This window comes from Yinghuangia sp. YIM S10712, from assembly GCF_051388935.1.
Classification (GTDB): Bacteria; Actinomycetota; Actinomycetes; order Streptomycetales; family Streptomycetaceae; genus Yinghuangia.
Genome location: NZ_JBPKBI010000008.1, coordinates 133952 through 149542, shown reverse-complemented (window position 1 = coordinate 149542; position 15591 = coordinate 133952). Strand labels below are relative to the sequence as shown.

At 70.9% G+C, this 15591-nt stretch carries 16 protein-coding genes; 3 read left to right on the top strand and 13 right to left on the bottom strand.

The features are described from left to right. Window positions 1-264: 264 nt before the first annotated feature. A complete protein-coding gene (locus ACRX5W_RS18560; RefSeq protein WP_436789301.1) occupies window positions 265-765 on the top strand; it encodes a MarR family winged helix-turn-helix transcriptional regulator in 501 nt (166 codons plus the stop codon). Window positions 766-796: 31 nt separating this feature from the next. Here the strand turns inward: ACRX5W_RS18560 and ACRX5W_RS18555 are convergent, their stop codons facing one another. The 6 genes from ACRX5W_RS18555 to ACRX5W_RS18530 form a co-directional block, all read right to left on the bottom strand. Further along, a complete protein-coding gene (locus tag ACRX5W_RS18555) occupies window positions 797-1132 on the bottom strand; it encodes a DUF202 domain-containing protein (protein WP_436789300.1) in 336 nt (111 codons plus the stop codon). Further along, complete coding sequence (locus ACRX5W_RS18550; RefSeq protein ID WP_436789427.1) at window positions 1129-1494, bottom strand: YidH family protein; 366 nt, start codon at window positions 1492-1494, stop codon at window positions 1129-1131. The genes ACRX5W_RS18555 and ACRX5W_RS18550 overlap by 4 nt, the downstream gene beginning before the upstream one ends. Window positions 1495-1555: 61 nt before the next feature. After that, entirely contained in the window at window positions 1556-3013 is a 1458-nt protein-coding gene (locus tag ACRX5W_RS18545; protein ID WP_436789299.1) for an MFS transporter, read from the bottom strand. Between the two features lie 223 nt (window positions 3014-3236). Further along, window positions 3237-3665, bottom strand: a complete 429-nt coding sequence (gene nusB / locus ACRX5W_RS18540; RefSeq protein ID WP_436789298.1) for a transcription antitermination factor NusB — start codon at window positions 3663-3665, stop codon at window positions 3237-3239. Continuing rightward, complete coding sequence (efp, locus tag ACRX5W_RS18535; RefSeq protein ID WP_436789297.1) at window positions 3665-4231, bottom strand: elongation factor P; 567 nt, start codon at window positions 4229-4231, stop codon at window positions 3665-3667. The genes nusB and efp overlap by 1 nt, the downstream gene beginning before the upstream one ends. Before the next feature lie 66 nt (window positions 4232-4297). Next, the gene (locus ACRX5W_RS18530) at window positions 4298-5413 is read right to left on the bottom strand and encodes a M24 family metallopeptidase (protein ID WP_436789296.1); all 1116 of its coding nucleotides are present in this window, start codon (window positions 5411-5413) and stop codon (window positions 4298-4300) included. Window positions 5414-5654: 241 nt separating this feature from the next. Here ACRX5W_RS18530 and ACRX5W_RS18525 point away from each other — a divergent pair, with 241 nt between their 5' ends. Further along, the gene (locus ACRX5W_RS18525; RefSeq protein ID WP_436789295.1) at window positions 5655-7787 is read left to right on the top strand and encodes a trypsin-like peptidase domain-containing protein; all 2133 of its coding nucleotides are present in this window, start codon (window positions 5655-5657) and stop codon (window positions 7785-7787) included. 256 nt (window positions 7788-8043) lie between these two features. Here the strand turns inward: ACRX5W_RS18525 and aroQ are convergent, their stop codons facing one another. The 4 genes from aroQ to aroC are packed head-to-tail and all read right to left on the bottom strand — an operon-like array spanning window position 8044 to window position 11388. Beyond that, the gene (gene aroQ, locus ACRX5W_RS18520) at window positions 8044-8487 is read right to left on the bottom strand and encodes a type II 3-dehydroquinate dehydratase (protein ID WP_436789294.1); all 444 of its coding nucleotides are present in this window, start codon (window positions 8485-8487) and stop codon (window positions 8044-8046) included. Next, a complete protein-coding gene (gene aroB, locus ACRX5W_RS18515; RefSeq protein WP_436789293.1) occupies window positions 8484-9581 on the bottom strand; it encodes a 3-dehydroquinate synthase in 1098 nt (365 codons plus the stop codon). Before aroB ends, aroQ begins: the two co-directional genes overlap by 4 nt. Further along, window positions 9578-10171 carry a shikimate kinase gene (locus ACRX5W_RS18510; RefSeq protein WP_436789292.1) on the bottom strand — a complete coding sequence of 198 codons (594 nt, stop codon included), beginning with the start codon at window positions 10169-10171 and terminating at the stop codon, window positions 9578-9580. The genes aroB and ACRX5W_RS18510 overlap by 4 nt, the downstream gene beginning before the upstream one ends. Before the next feature lie 32 nt (window positions 10172-10203). Next, window positions 10204-11388, bottom strand: coding sequence for a chorismate synthase (aroC, locus tag ACRX5W_RS18505; RefSeq protein ID WP_436789291.1), 1185 nt, complete (start codon window positions 11386-11388; stop codon window positions 10204-10206). A 557-nt stretch (window positions 11389-11945) separates the two neighbouring features. Here aroC and ACRX5W_RS18500 point away from each other — a divergent pair. Then, entirely contained in the window at window positions 11946-12485 is a 540-nt protein-coding gene (locus ACRX5W_RS18500) for a DUF523 domain-containing protein (protein WP_436789290.1), read from the top strand. On the opposite strand, the gene ACRX5W_RS18495 is transcribed toward ACRX5W_RS18500, so the two are convergent. The 3 genes from ACRX5W_RS18495 to mltG form a co-directional block, all read right to left on the bottom strand. Then, window positions 12470-13195 (bottom strand): prepilin peptidase, encoded by a 726-nt coding sequence (locus ACRX5W_RS18495; RefSeq protein ID WP_436789289.1) that lies wholly within the window; start codon window positions 13193-13195, stop codon window positions 12470-12472. The two genes, ACRX5W_RS18500 and ACRX5W_RS18495, sit on opposite strands and share 16 nt — an antisense overlap. A 312-nt stretch (window positions 13196-13507) precedes the next feature. Beyond that, window positions 13508-14341, bottom strand: coding sequence for a shikimate dehydrogenase (locus ACRX5W_RS18490; protein WP_436789288.1), 834 nt, complete (start codon window positions 14339-14341; stop codon window positions 13508-13510). Between the two features lie 5 nt (window positions 14342-14346). Then, window positions 14347-15513 carry an endolytic transglycosylase MltG gene (gene mltG, locus ACRX5W_RS18485; protein ID WP_436789287.1) on the bottom strand — a complete coding sequence of 389 codons (1167 nt, stop codon included), beginning with the start codon at window positions 15511-15513 and terminating at the stop codon, window positions 14347-14349. Between the last annotated feature and the right edge of the window lie 78 nt (window positions 15514-15591).

Sequence of the window (15591 nt, the reverse complement as noted above, 5' to 3'; positions counted from 1 at the left end):
GGTCCGCACGCGTCGGGCCCGCGAGCACAGCGCGCGAAGCGGCCCAGCGCGGGGAACGGGCGCGGTGCGGACGCGGGCGCGGTGCGCGGAACGGGGAACGGGGAACGGACCGGTCCGGGGAGCGGGCCCGGCGCGGGGGACGCGCGCGGTGCGGGGAACCGGCTCAGTGCGGTGCGCGGACCGTGGCGCTGCGCGGGGGTGGGCCGGTGCGTCAGGCGGACCCTCGCCGGCTTCCGCGACCAGTTAGACAGGTAGTCTGACCGCGTGCATCAGGACGCGGTAGCCGGAGCCCAATCCGGGTCGGAACTCGTGACTTTGCTCGTCGGCGCCGTCCGGGGCATCAGCCAGGTCTTCATCGACCGCATGACCGCGGCCGGCTTCGACGATGTACGTCCCACCCACGGCTTCGCTCTCACCCTCGTCGGGGAGCACGGCACGACCGCCACCGAGCTCGGCCGCCGCCTGGGCATGACCAAACAGTCCGCCGGCGAAGTCGTCACCCACCTGGCCCGCCAGGGCTACGTCGAGCGCCGGCCCGACCCCGAGGACCGCCGGGCCCGCCGCATCACCTTGACGACGCGCGGCCGCGAATGCGTCGCCATCATCTGGGCCGAGCTCGCCGACGTCCAGGGCGCCTGGGCGGACGCGGTCGGTCCGACGGGCCTTGAGGAGCTGACCACCGGCCTGCGCAAGGGCCTCCAGACCCTCCGCGACGACGGCCGCATCCCCGAGGCCCTGCGGCAGGCCTGGTGGTGGTCCGTATGACCGCACACGGCGCGACCGTCCGCCGCAGCCGTCAGCCGTCCGCGCCCAGCCACAGCATCGCCGCCACGGCCATCAACGCGGCGAACAGGGCCGCGGCGGCGGTCGCCGCGACGAGCGCGCTCCCGGTGACCGGTTCGTTTTCGCGCACCGCTGCCCCGACCCGGCGATACCGCGCCTCCCCCGCCGCGTAGACCAGCCCTGAAACGGCGATGACCGCCGAGCCCGGCAGCAGCCACACCCAGTCCGCGTCGTGCCCCGCGTGCAGCATCAGTCCGCCGTTGGCAAGAAAGGCCAGCGATGTCCGCGACCACGCGAGCCTGGTGCGCTCGGGCTGAAGGCCCGGGTCGATCGGCCCGTGGTCGCTCATCCGACGGCCATCAGGACGACGCTGACGACGATGACCGCAGCGACGCCCAGCGACAACATGAGCGGCATCGGTGTCCCGGGAAGCGCCTGCCCCAGCCGCATCGCGCGCTCGACGCGGAACCAACGGCGGTACGCGGCCCCGGCCAACAGCGCCGAGATTGCGACGAGCACGAAACCGAGAAGCAACCGCACACTGCGCGGCCCGAGGTCGGGGAGGAACTGCACGACCGCGACCCCGCCCGCGAGCAGCGACAAAGCCGTGCGGATCCACGCGAGAAAGGTGCGCTCGTTGGCCAGCGTGAAGCGGTAATCGGGCTCGTCCCCGACGTCCTGCAATCGGGGGCGCCGCCGCTCGTCAACCATGGTCACGATTGTGCCGCCTCACATGACCGGCGCACGCGTCGGGTGCGCCCGGCCCGTCGGCTCAGGCGGACTCCTCCTCCGCGCGGACCGGCGCCGCGGTGCGCGCGACCTGGGCTGGGACGGTGGCATACCGGTCCCGCAGCGCGGCCAGTTTCTCCTCGGTGAGGTCGTAGCGCAGGATGAACGGCATGCTCACGACGAGCAGAACAGCGGGCAGCAGAGTGAAGCCGAGCAGCACCCCGGTCAGCGCGCTGTCCGGTTGCGGCACGCGGTGGTCCGCGGCCGACGACACGAAGCCGCTGATCTGGAGGACCGCCGCGAACACCCCGGCGCCCAGGGCGAGTCCGAGCATCTCGCCGGCGGTCCACACCCCGGTGAACACTCCCGCGCGGCGCTTTCCGGTGGTCATGGCGTCGGCCGCGACCGCGTCCGCGATCATCGACATCGGCAGCATCTGCATGCCCGCGTAGCCGACTCCGGCGAACCCCGTGATGCCGTACACGACGCCCGCGGACACGTGGCCCGCCGACATCATCAGCAGCGCCGCGACCAGAAAACAACACGAGGCCGCGAACGCGGAGTTGCGCTTGCCGTAGCGCAGCGCCGCGCGCGACCACAGGGGCATCGCGACGATGGACGGCAACACGAGGGCGGCGAACAGCCACGTGGTGGCGGAGGGGTCGTCGAGGATGTATGTGGAGAAGTACTGGACGCCCGCGAGCATCGCACCGGCACCGGTCGCCTGGACGACGTACATGCCCAGCAGGTTCATGAAGGAACGGTTCGTCCGGGCGATCGCCATCTGCCGCAGGATCGACCGCTCCCCCGGAACCGCCGGAACGACACTGCGGGCGCGCGCGGTGGTGAAGAACGCGGCGAGCATGCCGACCATCAGCAGCGCGCCCAGGGAGGCCCCCATGATGCGGTAGCCGTTCACGGAGCCGGGATCGTCGTCGCCGGAGTGGCCGGCGATCAGCGGTGCGATGCCGCCGGACAGCAGGATGGCGAAGGAGAGGAACGCGACGCGCCACGACATGATGCGCGTGCGCTCGTGGTGGTCGGCGGTGATCTCCGCGGGCATCGCGATGTACGGCACCTGGAAGGCCGCGAAGGACGTTGCGGCCAGCAGGTACATCCCGCCCACGTACAGTGCCGCCCAATCACCGGTCAGCGGCGGCCCGGCGAACATCGCGGTGAAGAGGAACGGCAGCGTGAGCGCGCCGCCGAGCATCCACGGGCGGCGCGGACCCCAGCGGTGCTCGGTCCGGTCGGAGAGGCTTCCGACGTAGGGGTTGGCCAGCGCGTCCCAGGCCTTGGGCAGGAACACCACAACGCCCGCGAGCAGCGGCGCCACACCCAGCACGTCGGTGAGGTAGAAGAGGAGCAGCAGCCCGGGCACCGCCCCGAAGATCCCGGTGCCGAACGAGCCCAATCCGTAGCCGATGCGGACGACACGCGGCAGGGGAACGAATGCGGCCGACGACGGTGCGCCGTCGTCGGATCCCGCAGCGGAAACCATGGTCCTGAACGTACGGCCTGCCCGGGCCTGCCACCACGATTTGCGCGCGCACCGGACCATGTGCCCCGCCGGTCCGAAGCAAGTTGCGCCAAACGGCTGCTGACGGCAGATCAGGAACTGTCGTTGGACGGGGCCGACGGATGGTCCGAACACACCGACGCCCGCGGAGGCTTGCGCTCCGCGGGCGTCGAAACCGTCGTCCGCCGGGGGCGGATGCGTGCGGTCAGCGCTGCAGTGTCGGCTTGAGGTCCTTCAGCCGGGCCAGCAGGCCGTTGACGAACTGCGGCGAGTCGTCGGTGGAGAACTCCTTGGCCAGTTCGACCGCTTCGTCGATCGCGACCGCGTCCGGCACGCCGTCTTCCCACAGCAACTCGTACACGCCCAGCCGCAGCACATTGCGGTCGACCGTCGGCATCCGGTCCATGGTCCAGCCGACGGAGTAGGTCGAGATCAGGTCGTCGATACGGGTGCGGTGCTTCTGCACGCCCTCGACCAACTGCATCGTGTACTCGGCCACCGGCGGAGTGTCCGCGTCATTGCGCGAACGTCCCACCCAGTCCGCGAGCACCGTCACCGGGTCCCCGCCGCGTTGGTCCGCCTCGAAGAGAATCTGGAGAGCGCGGCGACGGGTTTTGGTACGGGCACCGGCCACTAGTTGTTCACACGACCCAGGTAGTCGCCGGAACGCGTGTCCACCTTGACCTTCTCGCCGGTCGTGATGAACAGCGGAACCGCGATCTCGTACCCGGTCTCCAGCTTCGCCGGCTTCGTGCCGCCGGTGGAGCGGTCGCCCTGCACGCCCGGCTCGGTGTACTCGATCGTCAGCTCGACGGAGGCCGGCAGCTCGACGTAAAGCGCCGATCCCTCGTACATCGCGACGGTGGCCTCGAAGCCTTCCAGCAGGTAGTTCGCCGCGTCACCGACGACCTCGGGGGTCACCGGGAGCTGGTCGTAGGTCTCCGTGTCCATGAACACGAAGTCGGCGCCGTCCTTGTACGAGAACTGCATGCCCCGGCGGTCCACGTTGGCCGTCTCGACCTTGATGCCCGCGTTGAACGTCTTGTCGACGGTCTTGCCGGACAGCACGTTCTTGAGCTTGGTACGGACGAAAGCGGGGCCTTTGCCCGGCTTGACGTGCTGGAACTCCACGACGGACCACAACTGTCCACCGTCGAGCTTGAGCACCATGCCGTTCTTCAGGTCGTTGGTCGTGGCCACGAGTGCGGGATCTCCTGCGTTGCTTCGGACCGGCGAACCGTCGCCCTCGGCACGCGTGCGCACGCGCTACAAGACGAGCAGTTCCTTGGTCGTGATGGTAAGTAGCTCGGGCCCGCCGTCCTCAGGCGGTCGGACCACGAGGGTGTCCTCGATGCGGACGCCGCCGCGCCCGGGGAGATAGATCCCCGGTTCGACGGTGACCGGCATGCAAGCGTCCAGCTTACCGTCCGTCTCCGGGCCCATGCGCGGGTCCTCGTGGATCTCCAGGCCGACCCCGTGGCCGAGGCCGTGCGGGAAGTACTCGCCGTAGCCGGCGGCGTCGATCACGGCCTTCGCCGCGCGGTGCACGGCGGCGGTCTCCACTCCCGGAGCCAGCGCCTCGCGACCGGCCTTCTGCGCCGCGAAGACCACGTCGTACACCTCGACCTGCCAGTCGGCCGGCTCGTTGCCGATCACGAAGGTCCGCGTCATGTCCGCGTGGTAGCCCCGGTAGCACGCCCCGAAATCGATCTTGAGGAAGTCGCCGTCCTCGACCCGGCGGTCCCCCGGGCTGTGGTGCGGGATCGCGGAGTGCGGACCGGAGGCCACTATGGTCGGGAACGCCGGCGAATCCGCGCCGTGGTCCGCCATCCGGCGTTCGAGCTCCAGGGCGATGTGCCTCTCGGTGCGGCCGACGAGAATCGACTCGATCATCTCGGCGATGGCCTGGTCGCCGATCTCGCAGGCGATGCGCAGCGTCGCGATCTCGTCGGCGTCCTTGACCCGGCGCAGCTCCTCGACGACCCGGCCCAGCGCCACCAGCGCCGTCCCCTCCGCGGCCTCGGCGAGCCTGCGGTGCAGCTCGACCGTGACCGCGTGCTCCTCGACCGCGAGCCTGCGCACCTTGTCGTCGGCGGCGCGCTTCGCGAGCGCGGGCGCCACCTGGCGCTCCTCCAGCAGCTCGACATCGGGTGACTGCTCGCCGGCCTGAGTGACGTACCGGCCGTCGGTCGCCAGGACGACCCCCGAACGGCCGGACGCACCGTCCTCGACCGAGGCGTGCACCAGGAGCGCGGCGTTGGAACCGGTGAACCCGGTCAGGTACCGCACATTGACGAGGTTCGTGATCAGTGCGGCGTCGGCGCCGCTCGCGGCGACGCGGGCGCGCAGCCTCTCACGGCGGACGGCGTGGGCCTCGGGCATGCGCTCAGCGTAACCCCGCCCCCGGCGCTCGGCCCGGCGGGCGCGGGGGGCGGACCTGACGATCCGCATGCGCGTTCGAACCAGGGGGCGCACTCCGGCAGCGCGTTACACCCGTTCGGAGGACTTCCGGGGTCCGCTGCGGATTTCGCGTCCGGCCTGCTCAGCCCGGTCCTACGCTTTTGAGAGTCGGGACTCCCGGGCGACCGGGCGTCCGCAATCCACGCATCGGGGGGTGGTTCGGATGCACATCGGCGAAGTCGGGCACGGCGGGACGACCGATCCGGCCCTGCACGCACGGCAGGTCGCCCAGATGGAAGCCGCGGCGGCGCGGCACCGGGCGTCGCAGGCCGAACGCGACGCCATCGCGCGGCGACGCGCCTCGGGCATGCGGTTTCCCGATGCGCCCGAGGAGCTCGGGCAGCGGGCCCGGCGCCTGATGCGGTCCGGGCACGTGCCCGGCGAAGTGCTCCGAGGCCTGCCGGCCGACGGCGACCCGGTGGCGACGGACGAACGGATCATCGGGGATTCCCGGGACCTCCAGTCCGTCGTCTTCCTCGCGCGCGGTGTCCGCGCGAGCGCCACGGTCGGCCGCATCTGGGTCCGGGCCGGAGGCCGCCTCCAACCGGGCGCCACGGGTTTCCTGGTCGCGCCGCGCCTGCTGCTCACGAACCATCACGTCTTTCCCGACGCCGCGAGCGCCGAGGACGCCTTCGTCGAGTTCGGCGCGGACGCCGGGTTGGACGACATGCCCGTCGCCACCGTCAAACACGACTTCACCCCAGGTGACTTTTTCTTCGCCGACGAGCATCTCGACTACGCGCTCGTCGCACTGGCTCCGGGGCCGGACGGCCGGGCGGCGGGCGAGGTGTTCGGGTGGAACCGTCTGGATCCCTCCGCCGGGAAGCACGTCATCGGCGACCCGGTCAACATCGTCGGCCACCCTTCGGGGAGACTGAAGGAGATCTGCATCCGGGACAACGAACTCATCGTCCGCCTCGACGAGTTCCTGCATTACCGGACCGACACCGAGCCGGGCAACTCGGGCTCACCGGTTTTCAACGACCAGTGGGAGGTCATCGCCCTGCACCACCGCGGCGTGCCCGCGACGGATGACCAGGGCCGCCTGCTCAACGTCGACGGCGGCTTGTGGAGCCCCGAGCAGGGAGACGCCGCGGTCCAGTGGGTCGCGAACGAAGGCTCGCGCATCAGCGCGGTGGTGGGTCACCTCGTCGCGCACACCCCGCCCGAGGCACACGCGGTGCTGGCCGAGCTCGGCCCTGCGGTTGTCGGGTCAACGGCTGAGCATGTCGCGCCCGCCTCTGCCTCCGGGGCCGTCCCGGCGTCGAGAACCGAGTCGTCCGGGCCGACCGGGGTCGCAGGCGTCGGGGCGGGGGTTCCAGCGCCCCGCGTCGCGGAGGCCGCGCCCGTACTCACCGGCATTGCCGGACGTGCGGACGCGTTCGGTGCCACGCGCCAATTGGTGTTTCTGCACGGCCGCAGCCAGCACGGCCGCGCCCCCGAAGCGCTGCGCGGCGTCTGGGCCTCCGGGCTCAACAGCGGGCTCGGCCGCCTCGGGTACGCCGCGGTCGACGCGGCCGACGTGTTCTTCCCCTACTACGGCGACAGACTCGCGGCGGCACTGCGGACCCAGGAGACAGTCGGCACCACCTTCGACGCGGTCGCCCAGGACCCGGCGGCGGCGGCCGCGCCGGTCTCCGGTTCCGCACGCGAGCTCTACACCCGCCTGCTCGACCAGGCCGCGCAGCAGGCCGGCATGCCAAGCGGCATGTCCGTCGGGGCGGACGAACCTCCGCGCGAGGAGGGCTTGGAACTGCCAGGCGACGTCGTGCGCCTGGCCCGCCGTCCGCTGGACTGGCTCGCCCGGCATTCCGGAGTCGACCGACTGGTCGTCGCAAGCGCCTTCCGCGACGTCGCCCTTTACCTCGACGACGGGCGGATCCGCGACGATGTGCTCGCGTGCGTCCGGGAGACCGTCCCCACGACCGGCGGCATCGTTCTCGTGGCGCACAGTCTTGGCACGGTGATCGCGATGGATCTGCTCACCACCCTGCCCGACAGCCTCGGCATCACCGGCCTCGTCACGCTCGGCGCGCCGCTCGGGCTCGACACCGTGTACGACCGACTTCTCACCGGCGGCCCGCACTGCCCACAGCGGGTGCCGTGGTGGTTCAACGCCTGGGCACCGTCCGACGCCGTCGCAATCGGTTGCCCACTGCGCGGTCGTTGGTCCGGTGTCACCGCCGAGTCCTCGGTCGACAACCCCCGCGACCGCGCCCACGACATCGACGAATACCTGGCTCGCCCCGAAGTCGCCGGCGCCCTCGCCGAGCGCCTCGGCCTCCCGCGCCGCTAGGGCGGGGCCCGGACTGCGGTCGTGGATGCGCGGCCGAGGACGTTCAAGTTGACTGCAGTCGTTGCGTTGGCCGCCGGTCAGGACGAAGGCGAGGGTCGGCCTCGGCCGTCGTGGCGAGGTGGATCTTGGTGGTCGGTACTCCTCGGGATCGGCCATGGCGTGATCGTGCTGTTCGCCCGCGTCGGAAACGGCCTCGATACTGCGTCCGTCCGCTGCCACACAGAACCCGGCGACCCCCCAAACCTCATGGCCCCGGTCAGGTGGCGAGTTCCTCGGCGAGTGCGCGCAGGGCGAGGCGGTATGAGCCGATGCCGAAACCCGCGACGGTGCCGCTGGCCACCGCGGCGACGACGCTGGTGTGCCGGAACTCCTCGCGCGCGTACGGGTTGGAGATGTGCACCTCGATCAACGGCGCGGTGCGCTGCGCGATCGCGTCGCGCAGCGCGTACGAGTAGTGCGTGAACGCGCCGGGGTTGATGACGACCGGCGTGCGTTCGTCGGCCGCCTGGTGGATCCAGCGAATCATCTCGGCTTCGTCGTTGGTCTCCCGGACGTCCACCGCGAAGCCCAGCTCGGCGCCGGTCTTCTCACAGGCGGCGACCAGGCCCGCGTACGACGTCGAACCGTACACATCCGGCTCACGGCTGCCGAGGCGCCCGAGGTTGGGGCCGTTGAGGACGAGCACTTTGGTCACGGTCACGAACGCGCCACCTCGCCGTAGGCCGCAGCCAGCATGGCCGGGTCGGGGGCCTCAAGGATCGCGGGCTTCCCGAGCCCGTCAAGAACGACGAACCGCAGCATGTCGGCGCGGGACTTCTTGTCGATCCGCATGGTGTCGAGCAACTTCGGCCACGCGTCGCCGCGGTAGGTCAGCGGGAGACCGAGGGCTTCCAGGACCGTCCTGTGGCGATCCGCAGTGGCGTCGTCCAACCGACCTGCCAGACGCCCGAGTTCGGCGGCGTACACCATGCCGACGCTGACCGCCGCACCGTGCCGCCACTTGTAGCGCTCGGCCTTCTCGATCGCGTGGCCGAGGGTGTGGCCGTAGTTGAGGAACTCGCGGCGGCCGGACTCCTTCAGATCGGCGGTCACGACCTCGGCCTTCACCCGGATCGCGCGCTCGATCAGCTCGGCGGTGTGCGGCCCTTCCGGAGTCCGGGCACCGGCCGGGTCCGCCTCGATGAGGTCGAGGATCACCGGGTCGGCGATGAAGCCGGCCTTGACCACCTCGGCGAGACCGCTGATGTAGTCGTTGGGCGGCAGCGTCTCCAGCGTCGCCAGGTCGGCCAGCACCCCGGACGGCGGGTGGAAGGCCCCGACGAGGTTCTTGCCCTCGGCGGTGTTGATCCCAGTCTTGCCGCCCACCGCGGCGTCGACCATGGCCAACAGCGTGGTCGGAATCGCGATCCAGCGGACGCCGCGCAACCAGGTGGCCGCGACGAAGCCCGCGAGGTCCGTGGTCGCGCCGCCGCCGATGCCGACGATCGCGTCGGAGCGGGTGAACCCGGTCTGCCCGAGCACCGCCCAGCAGTAGGCCGCGACCTGGACGTCCTTGGCCTCCTCGGCGTTCGGCACCTGGATCGCGATCGCCTCGTATCCCTGCGCCGCCAGATCCTCGCGCACCGCCTCGCCCGCGACGCTGAGCGCCTCGGGGTGCAGCACCGCGACGCGGCGGACCTTACGGCCCAGCATGCCGGTCAGCTCACCGAGCAGGCCGGTGCCGACCAGGACGTCATAAGGCTCGGCGTCACCGCCCACGCTGATCCGGACGGGGTCGTCGCTGGTTGCGCTCATCGCTCCTGGTCCTTTGTCGCATCATCGTCGGCAGGGGCGCCCAAGCCGGCACCCGGCCCGGTGACTCGGCCGGTACGCGCGAGCGCGTCCACCAGCTCGTCGGCGACCTGCTCGGGTGTACGCCCCGCGGTGGCGACCACAACGGTCGCGACCTCTTCGTACAACGGCCGGCGTTGCTCCATCAGCTCCCGCCACCGGGCGCGCGGATTGCCGACCAACAGGGGGCGCGGCGCGTCGAGTCCGACGCGGCGCACCGCGTCGGACAGTTCGACGTCGAGGAACGCCACCGGGTGGCCGACGAGCAGTTTGCGGGTCTCGGCGTCCAAGACCGCGCCGCCGCCGAGTGCCAGAACACCTTCGTGTGCGGCGAGCGCTGCGGCCACCGCCCGGTGTTCGAGCTCGCGGAAGTGCGCCTCGCCGTGGTCGACGAAGATGTCCGGGATCGGCTTGCCCGCTGCTTCCTCGACGTCGGCATCGGTGTCCCGGAAGGCCGTACCGAAGCGGGCGGCCAGCAACAGACCGACGGTCGTCTTGCCGGCCCCGGGCGGGCCGACGAGCACGACCGCGGGTCCTGTGGTCGGCGTCTCCATCGCGAACCCTTTCCCCGTCTCGCGCCCGGCCGTTACTTGATCGCCAAGGCGTCGAGGTAGCCGGTCAGATTGCGTCGCGTCTCGGGCACCGAGTCGCCGCCGAACTTCTCCACGACGGCGTCCGCCAGCACCAGCGCGACCATGGCCTCGGCGACGATGCCTGCCGCCGGCACCGCCGCGACGTCGGACCGCTGGTGGTGTGCCTGCGCGACCTCACCCGTCCGCACGTCGAACGTCGCCAGCGCCCGGGGCACGGTGGCGATCGGCTTCATCGCGGCGCGCACCCGCAGCACCTCCCCGGTTGACATTCCGCCCTCGGTGCCGCCGGAACGCCCGGAGGTACGCCGCGCCCCTTCGGGCGTCCGGACGATCTCGTCGTGCGCCTGCGAACCACGCACCCGGGCCAGGTCGAAGCCGTCGCCGAGCTCGACGCCCTTGATCGCCTGAATGCCCATGAGCGCGGCAGCGAGGCGGGCGTCCAGCCGTCGGTCCCAGTGCACGTGGCTGCCGAGGCCCGGCGGCAGGCCGTACGCCAGCACCTCGACGACGCCGCCAAGGGTGTCGCCCGCCTCATGTGCGGCGTCGACCTCGGCGACCATGGCGGCACTCGCCTCGGGGTCCAGGCAGCGCACCGGGTCGGCGTCCAGGCGGGGGGTGTCCTCGGGCACCGGAACGGTGCCGCTGGGTGCCTTGGCCGCGCCGAATTCGACGACATGGCTGACGATGCGGATGCCGGCGGCCTCCGCCAGGAACGACGCGGCGACCGCGCCGAGCGCGACCCGGGCCGCGGTTTCGCGCGCGCTGGCCCGCTCCAGGATCGGACGGGCCTCGTCGAACCCGTACTTCTGCATGCCCGCGAGGTCGGCGTGGCCGGGGCGCGGGCGCGTCAGCGGGGCGTTGCGCGCGAGACCGGCCAGCACGTCGGGGTCGACCGGGTCGGCGGCCATGACCGTTTCCCACTTGGGCCACTCGGTGTTGCCGACCATGATCGCCACCGGGCTGCCCATCGTGAGTCCGTGCCGGACACCGCCCAGGAAGGTCACCTCGTCGCGCTCGAACTTCATCCGGGCGCCGCGGCCGTAACCCAGCCGTCGCCGGGCGAGCGCGTCGGCGACCGCCTCGGTCGTGACGGGCACTCCGGCGGGAAGCCCCTCAAGAGTCGCGACAAGGGCGGGCCCGTGCGATTCGCCCGCGGTCAGCCAGCGCAAGTTGCCCAACGGTGTTCCTCCAGTACAGCCCGGCACCCGCCGGGGGACGTCCCTGTCCGTGCGGGGAGGCCTCCGGCGGCGCGACGCCGAGCGGGACAGCGATGGCGGCGCCCCCGCGCGTGCGGGGAGGCCTCCTTGTCCCGATCCTTTCATGCCCGCCCTCACGCTCCGCGTCCCCGTCCGAGTACTGGACCGGCCCTGCAAACCATGTCCGGGTGGCGCGGCATCCGACAGGGCACCGGGACCGGTCGCAGCCGGGCACGCGGACGCAGGGCCCGACGAGACGCGGCCGGAGGGTGCGGACGACGACACACCAGAATCGGGCACGGCACGAAACCGGCCGGGTAGAACGCGACCGCGCACCCTCGTCGACGACGGCGCTTGGCGCCACCGCGTGCCGTGGGCCGAAGGACTCGTCGGTCCTCGTCACCGCACCGCCTTGACCACCCCGCACTCGATCGAGACAAGCGACCCCTCACACCTCCGAGCCTCACACCACACCCGGAACCGGCACGATGGGATCCGAGCCGCCCCCAACGCCCCACCGACTGCATCGGAGGCGCATCGTGCACAAGGTTCTGGTCAGCCGCTGTCTCCTGGGGCAGCGCGTCGCCTATGACGGCGGTGTCCTCGCCGTCGACGACCGCCTGGCCCAATGGGTGTCGGACGGCCGCGTGGTGCCCGTCTGCCCCGAAGTTGCGGGCGGCCTGTCGACGCCTCGCCCGCCCGCGGAGATTCCCGGCGGTCAGGGCGCGGGCGTCCTCGACGGCACCGCACGAGTCCTGACCTGCGACGGCGACGACGTCACCGACCCCTATCTCGAAGGTGCCCGCATCAGCCTCGGCCTGGTCGCCCGACACGGCATTCGCATCGCGGTCCTCAAGGCCCGCAGTCCGTCCTGCGGCAACCGCGAGACGTACGACGGGACGTTCACCGCGACACGCGTCACCGGCGAGGGAGTCACGGCGGCGGCGCTGCGCCGCGTCGATGTGCGGGTCTTCAACGAAGACGAACTTGACGCCGCACAGGCCGCATTGGACGTCCTGGACGCCCTGGACGCGCTTGACGCCGACGCTCCGGGACCACGAGGTCACCATCCGAGGTAAGCGGTCACCAATTCTTCGCCGCACAGAACGCCTCCCAAGGCTCCGACGAGCATCCACGGCCCGAACGCCAACACCGTCTCCGGGCGTGCCCGGTGCGTCGCCAACATCACGACCGCGGTCACCCCGGCGCCCGTGAACGACAGGAACGCCCCTGCGGCCAACACGTCCCAACCGAGCCAACCAAGGTGGAACCCGAGCACTGCCGCGAGTTTGACGTCTCCCCACCCCAGCGCGCCCGCGCGGGCGACCGCGAGCACGAGGTGAAAGGCCGACAGCGCCAGCGCTCCCAGCAACGCGCGTACGTACGCCCGGAATTCGTCCAGGGCGAGGGCCTCTATGCCGAGGAGCGTGAGCCCGGCCAGAAACAACGACGCGACCACCGCATCGGGCAGGCGAAACGTCCGCAGGTCGACCACGGCCAGCACGACCCCGGCAGCGGCGAGCACGAGGAACGCCAACAGGTCGAGCCCCGGGCCGAGTCGCCATGCCAAAGCGGCGAACACCGCACCGGTGACCAGCCCGAGAGCCAGGGCGGGACGCGGGCGGGGCCATCCTCCCCCGCCACGTGCCACCACCCGCGGCGGCGCACCCGACGCGGACACGAGCAGCGAACCGCCGGCACCTCCGATCAACCGCTCGACCGGCACCCGTAAGAGAATTCCGGCCGCGAAACCGATCACCGCACACAGGAGTGTTGAACTCGTGAACACGTCTCAGACTTTACGGTGAATCACCAACGCGGCACCCTGCGTTATCCACAGCCGACAAGCCTGTGGACAACTCCCACCCGGCACCCGGCACCCGGCGACGCCGAGAAGGGCAACGAGGTTCACACCAGGTCGCGCGGCAAAGCCCACGCCCCCGCAGCTCACGGGCACAGCAAGCGTGTCCGGGAAACAACCGAACACCCCTGGCCGCGCACCGGTTTCGGAAGCGAACCCGGTTTGCGATACGAAGGCACAACGACAACCGCCCAAGCAGGCGGGCGGGATGCCGCACGAACCGCGTCCCGCCCGCACGAGTCAGGCCGTCTGCCCGCTCCCCCGCCGCGCGAGCGCCTTCTCCCCCGCCGCGCGCATCTCGGCGAGCGGTCCGGGCCTGCCGGTCATCAATTCGACTTGCAGAACCGCCTGGTGGACCAGCAGGTCGAGGCCGCCGACCACCGTTCCCGACCAAGCCGCCGCGAGTTGCGTCGGCCAGGGGTCGTAGACCACGTCGAAGAGCACACCAGGGGCGGACGGCACCTGGGCGGCCAGGTGGTCGGTGGCGCCTTTGGGGGTCGTGGCGATCACGAGGGGGTAGCCGAAGCCCTTGTGGGCGTCCTCCCAAGGGCGGATCTGGATCTCGACGCCCAGCCGTTCGCCCGCCTCGAACATCTCCTGGGCCCGGACCGCACCGCGCACGTAGGCGCGGACCGGGCCGTCGCAGACAGCGCGCAGCGCGGCCAGCGCCGAGGTCGCGGTGGCCCCGGCCCCGAAGACCGCTGCGGAGTCGACGCGCGTGACGCCGCGTTCGCGCAACGCCGCGACGAGGCCCGGGACATCGGTGTTGTCGCCGCGCCGCCGACCGTCGGGGCCGAACACGACGGTGTTGACGGCGTCGACCTCGGTCGCGGTCGCCGAGATATCGTCGAGCAGCGGCAGGATCGCGCGCTTGAGCGGCATCGTCAGCGAGAGGCCGGCCCACGACGCGTCCAAGCCCTCGACGAATGCCGGGAGTCCGGCCTCGTCGACGTCGAACGCGTCGTAGGTCCAGTCGTCGAGTCCGAGAGCCGCGTACGCCGCCCGGTGCAGGACCGGGGACAGCGAGTGTGCGATCGGGGAGCCGAGCACGGCCGCCCGGCGTTGGTCGTCCACGAGTCTCAGCCGCCGTTCTTCTTGTCTTTCTGGGCCTCCATGTAGGCCTCGAACTTCTCTTTGTTCTTCTCGTGCTCGGCGGCCGTCTTGGCGTACAGCGTCTCGCCGGTCTCCAGGTTGATGGTCACGAAGTAGAGCCAGTCGCCCGGCACCGGGTCGAGAGCCGCTTCGAAGGCGTCCTGCCCCGGATTGTTGATGGGTGTCTGCGGCAGGCCGTTACGCGTGTAGGTGTTCCACGGGTGGTCCTGCCTCGTCTGGTCGTTCGTGACGACGATGTCGTTGCGGTTGAGGCCGTAGTTGACCGTCGAGTCGAAGCCGAGCTTCATCGCCGGTTTGGCGTTGAGGCGGTTGTAGATGACGCGGGAGATCTTCCCGAAGTCGGCGTCCTGCTTCGCCTCGGCCTGGATCATGCTCGCGATGATGAGGATCTCGTACGGCGACTTGCCCACCGCTCGGGCCCGGTTCTCGACGTCGAGCTTGACGATCTTGTTCATCGTCGTCTCCACCATGCCGCGCAGCACGTCCACCGGCTTCATGCCGGGCGCGACCGGATACTGCATCGGGAACAGGAAGCCCTCGATCTGGCCGTTGGCCCAGGCGGGCAGGCCGATCGACGGGTCCTTCGCGGCGGCCTCGAACTCCTTTGGGTCGATCTTCATCTTCTGCGCGAGGATTTCGTAGACCTTGCTCACCCGGGTGCCCTCGGGAAGGGTCGCGGTCTCCCTGTTCTTGTCCTCGACCATGTAGGAGAACGCGGACTTGGCCGACATGTGCTTCTTCATCACGTAGGCGCCGGCCTTGATGTTCCGCTGCATTTTGTCGGCGGTGTAGACCTTGGTGAAGGCGTCGACGCTCTTGACCACCTGGGCGCGCTTGAGTTCGTTGCCGATCTGCGCGCCGCCCCAGCCCGACTCGACGACGACCACGACCGAGCTGCCTTCGACGCCGGCGCCGGAGTAGTCCGGGGGTGGGCCGAAACGATCCTTGATGAAGCCATACGCGTACCAGCCGCCGGTGGCGATCACCGCGATGACGATCGAGAAGGCGAGGAAGACCGCGCAGCCGCTGCGTCCGCGCTTCTCCTTGCGCCGCCCTCGCGATCCGGATCCGCTGTTTTTACCCCGGCGCCGACTACGCGGCTCCGTGTCCATCGTCAGTCCGAGGTCACTCATCTGGGGTGGTCTCCGCCTGGGTCGGGGCGTGGGCCGCGGGCAGGGATGTGTCGTCGGTTCCGGTGCCGGCACCGGGGC

Excerpts from the sequence above, each read along its gene's own strand:
- ACRX5W_RS18555 (WP_436789300.1), bottom strand. The coding sequence starts at position 1,132 with ATGAGCGACCACGGGCCGATCGACCCGGGCCTTCAGCCCGAGCGCACC.
- ACRX5W_RS18550 (WP_436789427.1), bottom strand. The coding sequence starts at position 1,494 with ATGGTTGACGAGCGGCGGCGCCCCCGATTGCAGGACGTCGGGGACGAG.
- ACRX5W_RS18545 (WP_436789299.1), bottom strand. The coding sequence starts at position 3,013 with ATGGTTTCCGCTGCGGGATCCGACGACGGCGCACCGTCGTCGGCCGCA.
- ACRX5W_RS18530 (WP_436789296.1), bottom strand. The coding sequence starts at position 5,413 with ATGCCCGAGGCCCACGCCGTCCGCCGTGAGAGGCTGCGCGCCCGCGTC.
- ACRX5W_RS18525 (WP_436789295.1), top strand. The coding sequence starts at position 5,655 with ATGCACATCGGCGAAGTCGGGCACGGCGGGACGACCGATCCGGCCCTG.
- aroB (WP_436789293.1), bottom strand. The coding sequence starts at position 9,581 with ATGAGCGCAACCAGCGACGACCCCGTCCGGATCAGCGTGGGCGGTGAC.
- ACRX5W_RS18510 (WP_436789292.1), bottom strand. The coding sequence starts at position 10,171 with ATGGAGACGCCGACCACAGGACCCGCGGTCGTGCTCGTCGGCCCGCCC.
- mltG (WP_436789287.1), bottom strand. The coding sequence starts at position 15,513 with ATGAGTGACCTCGGACTGACGATGGACACGGAGCCGCGTAGTCGGCGC.